The organism is Dictyoglomus sp., assembly GCF_049968615.1.
GTDB lineage: Bacteria > Dictyoglomota > Dictyoglomia > Dictyoglomales > Dictyoglomaceae > Dictyoglomus > Dictyoglomus turgidum.
The window spans coordinates 414,810-424,429 of the sequence record NZ_JBMFQK010000001.1 but is presented as its reverse complement, the minus strand read 5'-3'; the positions used below and the strand labels follow the sequence as shown (position 1 = coordinate 424,429).

Genomic DNA, 9,620 nt, shown 5'->3' with positions numbered 1-9,620 from the left:
AATTCAGAGCCATTATCAGAATCTATACCTAAAAACTGCTTTCATCTCTACCCAGCATGTTTTTATATCTGTAGCATTCAAGGTGTAACAAAACTCTCCTTTAACATTACCTCCATCATGACCTACAAGAGAATGTTCTTATGGGTATCTTTTTTAAGTTCAAGTTTCTTCTTTTCAGGAGAAAGAATTATAAATAGTAGCAGGACTAATTCTCATACTTTATTAAGGTAGGTAATACATTGTATATTCTCTTCCTAATTTTATTGTTTCTTCCATTTAAAAAATTCCTCCTTTTTATTTTAAAATTTTTAAGTAGATTTTTATATGAGGCAATTCGAAATCTTTACATTTAAAGTATGATTAAGCTATACTTAATAAATTCTCTCGAGGGAGGATTTTTATTTATGGAGATATTGAGGCTTGACGGAGAGTGGGAATTTAAGGGAATTAAGGATAAAAGATGGTATAAAGCAAAAGTTCCTGGATGTGTACACTTGGATTTAATGGAAAACAATATCATTCCAGATCCCTTTATAGGAAAAAATGAACTTGAGGTACAGTGGGTGGAGAAAGAGGATTGGTTGTATCGCAAGAAATTTGAGATAAAAAAAGACTTTCTAAATTACTCTTCTATCTATTTAGAATTTGAGGGTATAGATACCTTTTCTGAGATATATCTTAACGGTAAAAAAGTTGGTGAAACTGACAATATGTTTATAAGTTGGGAATTTAATGTTAAGGATTTTTTAGTAGAGGGAGAAAACATACTTGAAGTGAAGCTTCTTTCGCCTATAAAGGTACTTGAGGAAAGAGCTGATAAATATCCTTTTAAGCTTCATGGAGGAGATTACTCTCCAAGGGTTTTTGGGAGAAAAGCTCAATATTCTTTTGGTTGGGATTGGGGACCACGCCTTGCTACTTCTGGAATATGGAAATCAGTAAAATTAAAAGGTTGGAATAAAGCAAGACTTCTTGATGTTTGGGTACCTGTAAGGAACCTTGGAGAGAATGCTCAAATAAATATTGAATTAGATATTGAGCTGCAAGAATCTATTCCTGTAGATATAGCTTTTAGAATCTCACATAAAAAACCTGTACTTGAACAAAGACTAAGGTTTACTCTTCCTGAAGGAAGAATATTTCTAAAAATTCCATTGACCATTAAAAATCCAAAACTTTGGTTTCCTCAAGGATACGGGGAACAAAATTTATATACCTTGCAATTGGTACTTCTTGACGAGAATGGGGAAGTTCTTGATAAGGTAGAAGAAAGATTTGGAATAAGAAAGGTAGAACTTTTTACTCAAGAAGATGCTAAGGGTGAGAGTTTTATATTTAAGATAAATAACATACCTATTTTTGCAAAGGGTGCTAATTGGATTCCTGCAGATAGCTTCCTTCCAAGAATAAAAGAAGAAGACTATAGAGTTCTACTTACTCGAGCTAAGGAAGCTGGATTAAATATGTTGAGAGTTTGGGGTGGAGGAATATATGAAAACGATATATTCTATGACTTGTGCGATGAGCTTGGGATAATGGTTTGGCAGGACTTTATGTTTGCCTGTGCAGAGTATCCTGATGATGAGGAATTTTTAAGTGAGGTGCAAAAGGAAGCAGAGTTTGTAATAAAAAGACTAAGAAATCATCCCTCTATAGTACTTTGGTGTGGAAATAATGAAAATCATTGGGGATATTATGCTAAATGGTGGGGAGAGAGGGAAAAATTCTGGGGAGAGGAAATATATAACAGGGTTCTCCCTGATGTTTGTGCCAGGCTTGATTTGACAAGGCCTTATTGGCCCAGTAGCCCTTATGGGGGTAAAGATCCTAATTCTCAAGAAATAGGAGATAGACATAACTGGGAGATTTGGCATGGTTGGGTTGACTTTAATGGTTATCTCAGGGACAACGGAAGATTTATAAGTGAATTTGGTATGCAAGCTCCACCTGTAGCTGAAACTATTAAAAAGTTTATAACTTCAGAAAAAGAGTATTATCCTCAAAGTGTAGAGATGGAGTTTCATAATAAAGCAAGAGAGGGAACTGAAAGGATAATAAGATATATTGCCGGACATTTCAAAATAACTGAGGACATGGATGAATATATTTATCTTTCTCAGGTAATTCAAGGACTTGCTTTAAAGACGGGAATAGAGCATTGGAGAAATAATAAATTTCATACCTCTGGAAGTTTAATCTGGCAATGGAACGATTGTTGGCCTGTGGTGAGCTGGAGTATCATAGATTATTACAAAAATTTAAAACCCTCTTATTACTTTGTAAAAAGGGCTTTTAGGAATATTAAGGTTAATATTGAGCCCCGAAATGGAAAACTTTTGGTCTTTGGAGTTAATGATACTCTTGAAAAATTTTATGGAAAAATGGAATATGCCATAAGTACTTTTCGGGGAAAGAGGAGGGGAAAAAGAGAAGTAGAGATTGAAATTCCTGAAAACTCCTCAGTAGTTCTCGGAGAATTTAAATTAGAAGATATTGATAAATACAAAGAATTTTTCTATGTCAAGCTTTATAATGAAAAGGGGGAGCTTATGGATCAAAATGAATATTTCTTTGCTCCCTTTAAACATTTGGATCTTCCAGATGCGGTAGTTGTGTATAACGTGGAGGAGATTGGAGAAAACTCCTATCTGCTGAATATGGAAAGTGATTTTCTATCTTTATGGGTGGCTTTAAAACTTGAGAATGCTGAATGGGAGGACAATTTTGTAAATATCTATCCTAAAACTAAATATAGTATAAAATTTAAGGCACCATATTCCCTAAAAGAATTAGAAGATAAATTAGAAATAGAGGGCTATAACCTAAAAAAAGTTAGAAAGTCTTGATTTACATTTAGGACAGAAGTTATAGCTCTTTTTGTCGGTATCAGCGAGAGTATTTGAAAAATACATGACACAAGATGGGGTTTCACAGTGTTTTAACCCCATAGTGTGTCCTAATTCGTGTACTGCTTCTTTTAGGGTTCTTAATTTTAGAAGTTCATTATCAGCAGGTAGGTTATAAAATTTGTTGTCTAAGCGAGCAATACTTATTACACACTCTTTTCCATTCACAATTGCTTCGCCAAAGATAAAGTTTAAGTAATCTGTGTATAAATCCACATTAGTGATTCCAAGGATTTTGTAAGCATCAAGTGGATTTAGAGAAGACAGTAGGTTTAAAAAATGATAAGAGTAATATTGTTTCCTTTGGGGATTGTAAGCCTCTTCAGGAATAGATAAGTTTTTGTAATCCTTTACTTTTATATTAAAAACTTCTTCTATTTTTTTCTTTAGAAAATCAAGTAAATCTTTTTCTATATTTCCAATGGGAACAATATAAATATATTTTTCCATATTCCCAGCGGGGGAGAAATCTCTCCCCCCATAGTTTTTAAATTACTCATATTTTATACCATCTTCTTTTAGGAAATCAATAATCTCATCTACATAAGCAAAAGCAAGAGCAACTACAGTATCTGCACCGCCATAATAGATAGCAAGTCTTCCTGTTTCTGAATCGCATAGTGCTGCGCACGGAAATGCCACATTAGGGACATCACCTACGCACTCATAATACTCTTGAGGAGAGAGAAGATAAGATCTTGCTCTATATTTAACTTTCCATGGCTTTTCTAAATCCAAAAGAGCTGCACTAAAGCTGTATACATATCCATTACAAGAGAGAAGTACCCCATGATAAATAAGGAGCCATCCCTCACTGGTCTCAATTGGAGTTGGACCCGCTCCAATTTTTAGAGATTGCCAACCTGTAAGACCTGCAGACATAACAAACCTATGACATCCCCAATGGATCATATCAGGGCTTTCACTATAAAAAATATCTCCAAAGGGAGTATGTCCTCTATCAGAAGGTCTACTTAGCATAGCGTATTTACCGTTAATCTTTCTTGGGAAAAGGACTCCATTTCTATTGTATGGTAAGAAGGCATTTTCTAACTGGTAAAATTCTTTAAAATCAAAAGTATATCCTACTCCAATGGTAGGACCATAATACCCATTACACCAGGTTATGTAATAACGATCCTCAATAAAGGTAACCCTTGGATCGTATTTATATTCGCTAATTAAGGGATCACGGGTTTTTTGAATAAAGTTTATAGGTTCCTCTTCTATAACCCAATTTATACCATCCTCGCTGAATCCTGCATGAAGATTCATGGATCTTGCCTTATCATCAACTCTAAATACTCCTGCAAATTTGCCATTAAAGGTTACAACAGCACTATTAAAAATACTGTTTGCTCTTTTAATGTGGTTTCTTTTGATGATTGGATTTTTCGAATATCTCCATACAATGTCACTGCTTCCTTTAGGCCTATCTTCCCAAGGAAGATTAGGAATTTTTTCACCAATTATTTGATACTTCCCCATACTTAAAGATCCTCCTTTTTTCTTTTAATGTTATATTAATGCTTAGATTAAGTCAATAAAAATCAATGAAAATAGTTTACATAAGTATAGAGATAATGACCAATGCTTAGAAGTTTAAGAATAGAGGCTACTTCTATGTAAGGGTTGTTTTAGCCCCTTCTTTTTATAAATTATAAATTGAGGAAATACTCTAAAGATGATATTTACAACTCTTATCTTAATAAAAAATTTGGCTCCTCGGGCAGGATTCGAACCTGCAACCCGCCGGTTAACAGCCGGCCGCTCTACCGTTGAGCTACCGAGGAGCGATTAATTATTGTTGTACAAAATTATATAAAAAACTTTTTGAAAAATCAAGGGTATAATCCCTCTTTCCAAAAGCAATTTAGTTTAGTAAGATAACAAAAGTCAAAAAATTTGAAATAGAGGAGGAGTAGGGAATATGGTTAAGTTGGTTTTTCCTAAGGACTTTTTATGGGGAACAGCGACAGCATCTTATCAGATAGAAGGGGCTTGGAATGAGGATGGTAAAGGAGAAAGTACTTGGGATAGATTTTCCCATACTCCTGGAGCAATATATCAAAATCAAAATGGAGATGTAGCATGTGATCATTATCACCGCTATGAGGAAGATGTAGAGCTCATGGCTGAAATAGGACTTAAGGCTTATAGGTTTTCAATTTCTTGGCCCAGAATATTTCCCGAAGGAAGAGGAAAGATTAATCCTAAGGGTGTCTCCTTTTATGAAAGATTAATTAATAAACTTCTTGAGAAAAATATTAAGCCAGCTATAACTTTGTATCATTGGGATCTTCCTCAAGCTCTTGAAGATAAAGGGGGATGGCTAAATAGGGATACCGCAAAGTACTTCTCAGAATATGCAAGCTTTATTTTTTATAAATTTGGGGATATGGTGCCTATATGGATCACCTTAAACGAGCCCTTTGTTAATGCTTTTCTTGGTTATGCATGGGGGTGGCATGCTCCAGGTAAAAAAGATCTTAAGGGTGCTTTTGTGGCTGGGCATAATCTTCTTCTTGCTCATGGTCTTGCAGTTCAGGCATATAAAGAGGGAGGATATAATGGAAATATTGGAATTACCATAAATGTTGCAGCAGTTTATCCTTATACTAATTCTGAGGAAGATTTGAGGGCAGTACAAGTGCAAGATGCTTTTGAGAATAGATGGTTTATTGAGCCTATTTTTAGGAAGAAATATCCAGAAGTAATATGGAAGATCTTAGAGAAAAATTATTTGAGCTTTGATTTTCCTATCTCCGATTTTGATATTATATCCTCTCCTATAGATTTTTTGGGTATAAACTATTACACTAGAAACATTGTGGCTCATGACGAGAGTAATAAATTTTTAGGTCTAAAAAGAATAGAGGGGCCCAATGAACGTACAGAGATGGGATGGGAAATATATCCTGATGGGCTATATGACATTCTTATTCAGCTTTATAGGGATTATAAAATTCCTATTTATATCACTGAGAATGGAGCAGCTTATAATGATAAATTAGAGAATGGAAAGGTAGAGGATAATAAGAGGATAGAGTACTTAAGAGAACATATTAAAAGGGCATATTTTGCTATTAGGGATGGGGTAGATTTAAGAGGATATTTTGTATGGTCCCTTATGGATAATTTTGAGTGGGCTCATGGGTATAGTAAGAGATTTGGAATTATATATGTAGATTATGATACTCAAAAAAGAATACTTAAAGATAGTGCCTACTTTTATAAAAAAGTTATCGAGGAAAACGGAATAGAGGAGTAGCTTGATGAAAGCCCTTTCTTAGAGGAGTGAGAGTTGCTTCTCTGAGAAAGGTCTTCTTCCATTTATTAAGATGTAATTCTTGCATCTTTCTACTTGAATTCCTAACTTTTTCAAGTCTTTTATGTCTTTTATCTTTTGTTCTTTTCTTACCTTTATAATCTTCTTTGCGCTTATAGGTCCGATTCCAGGTATTCTTAAAAGTTGTTCGTAGGTTGCTGTATTTATCTCTATTGGGAAAAATTGAGGATTTGCCTTTGCCCAAATGATTTTTGGGTCTTCTCTTAGGGGAAGATTCCCATTTTCATCAAAGATAAGTTCGTCAATTGAAAAATTGTATTTTCTAATTAGAAAATCCGCTTCATATAATCTTACTTCTCTCCATGTAGGGGTAGGATGTAGTTCTTCTAAGGGGGTTTGAGGTATAGGTTGAAAAGCACTAAAATAAGCTCGCGAGAGGTTATATTCTTGATAAAGTTTGAAAGTAAGGGAAAGAATTTCTATATCTTTTTCCCTTGTGGCTCCTACTACAAATTGAGTAGTTATTCCAGATTTGGGTTTTAGATTTCTTTCAGATAATTTTTTGATCATTTCAAGCTTACTCATAAGAAGATTTAAATTTTTCTCGGGGGCGATTTCTTTAAGGTAGTCCTCCTTTGGAGCTTCTAAGTTTACAGAGACTCTATCAGCATACCTTATAGCTGCTTCTATGTAGTCCAAGGAAGATTCGGGTAAGATTTTCAAATGAATATATCCTTTAAAATTGTGTTTTTCTCTTAGAATTTCTACTGTTTTTAACATTTGTTCCATGGTATACTTAGGAGATTTGGTTACTGCAGAGCTTAAGAAAAGTCCGTCAACAAGATTTTTTCTCCTAAGTTCTAAAAAAAGCCTTACTAATTCATCAGCTGTGAAGCTTACTCTTTGGAAATTTCTATCTCTTCTATTGGCACAGTAGTAGCAGTTATGAATACAATCATTGGATAAAAGGATTTTTAGAAGTCTTACTGTTCTTCCATCGGGGAGAGTGGTAGGATATATCCAACCCTTCAATGTGGGTTTTCTTTGGATTGACTCTTTTGAGCATAAGAAGGACCCACATAGATCAAATTTGGCAGCTTCTGATAATATTTCTAATTTCTCAGTATTATTCATAATCTATGGGGTCCTTCTTAAAGAATAAAAACATAAAATAATTTAAAATTAAGCCTTTTTTAGCTCCTTCAGGAGCATTTTGAGTCTTTCTTTTCTTCTTTTTTCTCTTGCTTTTCTTCTTCTCCTTTTAAGAATAACTCTCCACTGCTTGCCCATCTTTTCACCTCTGTTATTTTAAATTTTATTTTGACAAAGATATTATATTTTAAAATTTATTTCTTAAAAAGATTTAAGAAATCAATTTTTAATTTTTTATCTTCAGTATTCTTTTCAATTATCAATATGGGTTCTTCTCCTGGTCTTCCCATAAATAGCTTTTCCCTGGCTATCTTTTCAATTATGTAAGGATCATTCATATGGTATGCAATTTCCCTTAATTCTTTTACTTCTTTTTCCAATTTGGTTTTTCTTTCTAAAAGTTCCTTTAATTTTTTGGTGTATTCTATATAATCTTTGACTCCGTTATAGATAGATGGACTAAGATATAGTAAAAAGAAAAAGAACATAATTTTGTAAGGGTCTATTTTGCACTTTTGTTTCTTTTTAATATATTCTTGCCACGCCACGATATATTACTCCTCTTTCTGGATCTATAGTAATGATCTCATTATCTTTTAATTTTTCTGATAAATTTTTAGCACCCACTATTATGCTTATACCTTTACTTCTCCACGGAATTAGGAATGGTGGTATCTTTTCGTCCTCAATTATTATTCCTTGGAGTTTGTCTAATATAATTTCTAATTCTTTCTCAAAAGTTGGAATCAAGAGGATTACATCCTCTGTTACTTTGCTTATTGCCTCTTTTGCATTTTTAGCGATAATTACTTTGGCAGTTTTAGCCTCTCCTCCAAGACCATGACCTTGTCCTATTACGTCACTTATCACATGTACCTTTATAAGATTAGTCATACCTGAAATTCCCATGGGAATTCCTGCAGTTATTACTATGGTATCTCCTCTTTTTACATAATTTTTTTGCAGTAAGATTTTTGTGGATTTTTCAAACATTTCATCAGTATTGTAGAATACTTCTGTAAGAAGGGGGGTGACTCCCCAAGATAGGTTAAGTCTTCTTTGGACCTCAGGAAAATGAGTGATGGCAAAGATTGGAGCTTTGGGCCTATACTTTGATATATGTCTTGCTGTAAAGCCACTGTGAGTTGCTGTAACTATTGCAGAGGCTTCAATTTCTTTTGCAATTTGACAGGTAGAAAAGGTTATTGCTTCAGTGATATTTTTATGACAATTAGATTCTTGAAGAAAGGTATCATAGGGGAATTCTTTTTCTACTCTTCTTGCAATCTTATCCATTATTTGTACACTTTCCACAGGATATTTTCCTGTGGCAGTTTCATTAGAGAGCATCACCGCATCGGTACCATCAAGGATTGCATTTGCCACATCACTTACCTCTGCCCTTGTTGGAGTAGGATTATTCACCATAGATATTAACATTTGGGTTGCTGTTATTACAGGTTTTCCAGCAAGCCTTGTTTCTCTTATTATCTTTTTTTGTATTAGTGGTACTTCTTCGTTAGACATTTCTATGGCAAGATCTCCTCTTGCTACCATTATCCCATCTGCTACTTCAAGGATTTCTCTGAAATTATTTACCGCTTCTCTTTTTTCTATTTTAGCTATCACAGGGATTCTAGCATCGTGAAGTTCAAGGAATTCTTTTAATTCTAAAATGTCAGAAGCTCTTTGTACAAAGGAAAGAGCTATAAAGTCTACTTTTTTCTCAATTCCAAAAAGTACATCTTTTTTATCCTTTTCAGTAAGAGGAGAAACTCTAAGGGTGGAATCAGGAAAGTTTACTCCTTTTCTACTAGAAATATAGCCTCCATGGATAATGTGGCATATTAACTTGTCTTCTTTTTTATCTATGACTTTAAGCTCTATGAGTCCATCATCAATAAGAATTCTATCTCCTATGTTTATATCTTCGAGAAGGTGAGGATAGCTTACAGAAACTAATTTTTCATTTCCTACTAATTCTTTAGGGGTAAGAGCAATCTCTTCATTATCTTTCAGAAATACCTTGTCGTTTTCTATTTCTCCAACTCTTATCTTTGGTCCTTGGAGATCTTGTAAAATGGGTATAGGAGTTTCTAATTCTTCAGAGAGCTTTCTTATTAGTCTTATTCTTTCACCATGGACATTGTAATCTCCATGTGAGAAGTTTAATCTTGCTACGTTCATTCCTGCTTTTATTAACTCTCTTAAAATCTCTTCTCTTTCACTGGCAGGACCTATAGTGCATACTATTTTGGTTTTTCTCAACAAAA

General features: G+C 34.0%; 7 protein-coding genes and 1 tRNA gene. 2 read left to right on the top strand and 6 right to left on the bottom strand.

What is annotated here, in order from left to right; translation table 11 throughout:
• The first annotated feature begins 404 nt into the window (after positions 1 to 404).
• Positions 405 to 2,846, top strand: coding sequence for a beta-mannosidase (locus ACP5QL_RS02105; RefSeq protein WP_428125126.1), 2,442 nt, complete (start codon positions 405 to 407; stop codon positions 2,844 to 2,846).
• Here ACP5QL_RS02105 and ACP5QL_RS02100 read toward each other — a convergent pair.
• From ACP5QL_RS02100 to ACP5QL_RS02090, 3 genes are all read right to left on the bottom strand, one after another.
• The gene (locus ACP5QL_RS02100) at positions 2,823 to 3,356 is read right to left on the bottom strand and encodes an archaemetzincin family Zn-dependent metalloprotease (protein WP_012584147.1); all 534 of its coding nucleotides are present in this window, start codon (positions 3,354 to 3,356) and stop codon (positions 2,823 to 2,825) included. The genes ACP5QL_RS02105 and ACP5QL_RS02100 overlap by 24 nt on opposite strands.
• Before the next feature lie 42 nt (positions 3,357 to 3,398).
• A complete protein-coding gene (locus ACP5QL_RS02095) occupies positions 3,399 to 4,394 on the bottom strand; it encodes a glycoside hydrolase family 130 protein (RefSeq protein ID WP_012584146.1) in 996 nt (331 codons plus the stop codon).
• A gap of 230 nt (positions 4,395 to 4,624) precedes the next feature.
• A tRNA-Asn gene (locus ACP5QL_RS02090) sits at positions 4,625 to 4,699 on the bottom strand.
• 137 nt (positions 4,700 to 4,836) lie between these two features.
• On the opposite strand from ACP5QL_RS02090, the gene ACP5QL_RS02085 reads away from it, so the two are divergent.
• Positions 4,837 to 6,177 carry a GH1 family beta-glucosidase gene (locus ACP5QL_RS02085; RefSeq protein WP_273334435.1) on the top strand — a complete coding sequence of 447 codons (1,341 nt, stop codon included), beginning with the start codon at positions 4,837 to 4,839 and terminating at the stop codon, positions 6,175 to 6,177.
• Between the two features lie 18 nt (positions 6,178 to 6,195).
• Here the strand turns inward: ACP5QL_RS02085 and ACP5QL_RS02080 are convergent, their stop codons facing one another.
• The 3 genes from ACP5QL_RS02080 to pyk form a co-directional block, all read right to left on the bottom strand.
• The gene (locus ACP5QL_RS02080) at positions 6,196 to 7,329 is read right to left on the bottom strand and encodes a putative DNA modification/repair radical SAM protein (RefSeq protein WP_012584144.1); all 1,134 of its coding nucleotides are present in this window, start codon (positions 7,327 to 7,329) and stop codon (positions 6,196 to 6,198) included.
• Between the two features lie 212 nt (positions 7,330 to 7,541).
• Positions 7,542 to 7,895: an FtsB family cell division protein gene (locus ACP5QL_RS02075; RefSeq protein ID WP_012584143.1), complete on the bottom strand. Its 354-nt coding sequence runs from the start codon at positions 7,893 to 7,895 to the stop codon at positions 7,542 to 7,544.
• Positions 7,873 to 9,618 carry a pyruvate kinase gene (gene pyk / locus ACP5QL_RS02070; protein WP_012584142.1) on the bottom strand — a complete coding sequence of 582 codons (1,746 nt, stop codon included), beginning with the start codon at positions 9,616 to 9,618 and terminating at the stop codon, positions 7,873 to 7,875. Before pyk ends, ACP5QL_RS02075 begins: the two co-directional genes overlap by 23 nt.
• Positions 9,619 to 9,620: the final 2 nt, after the last annotated feature.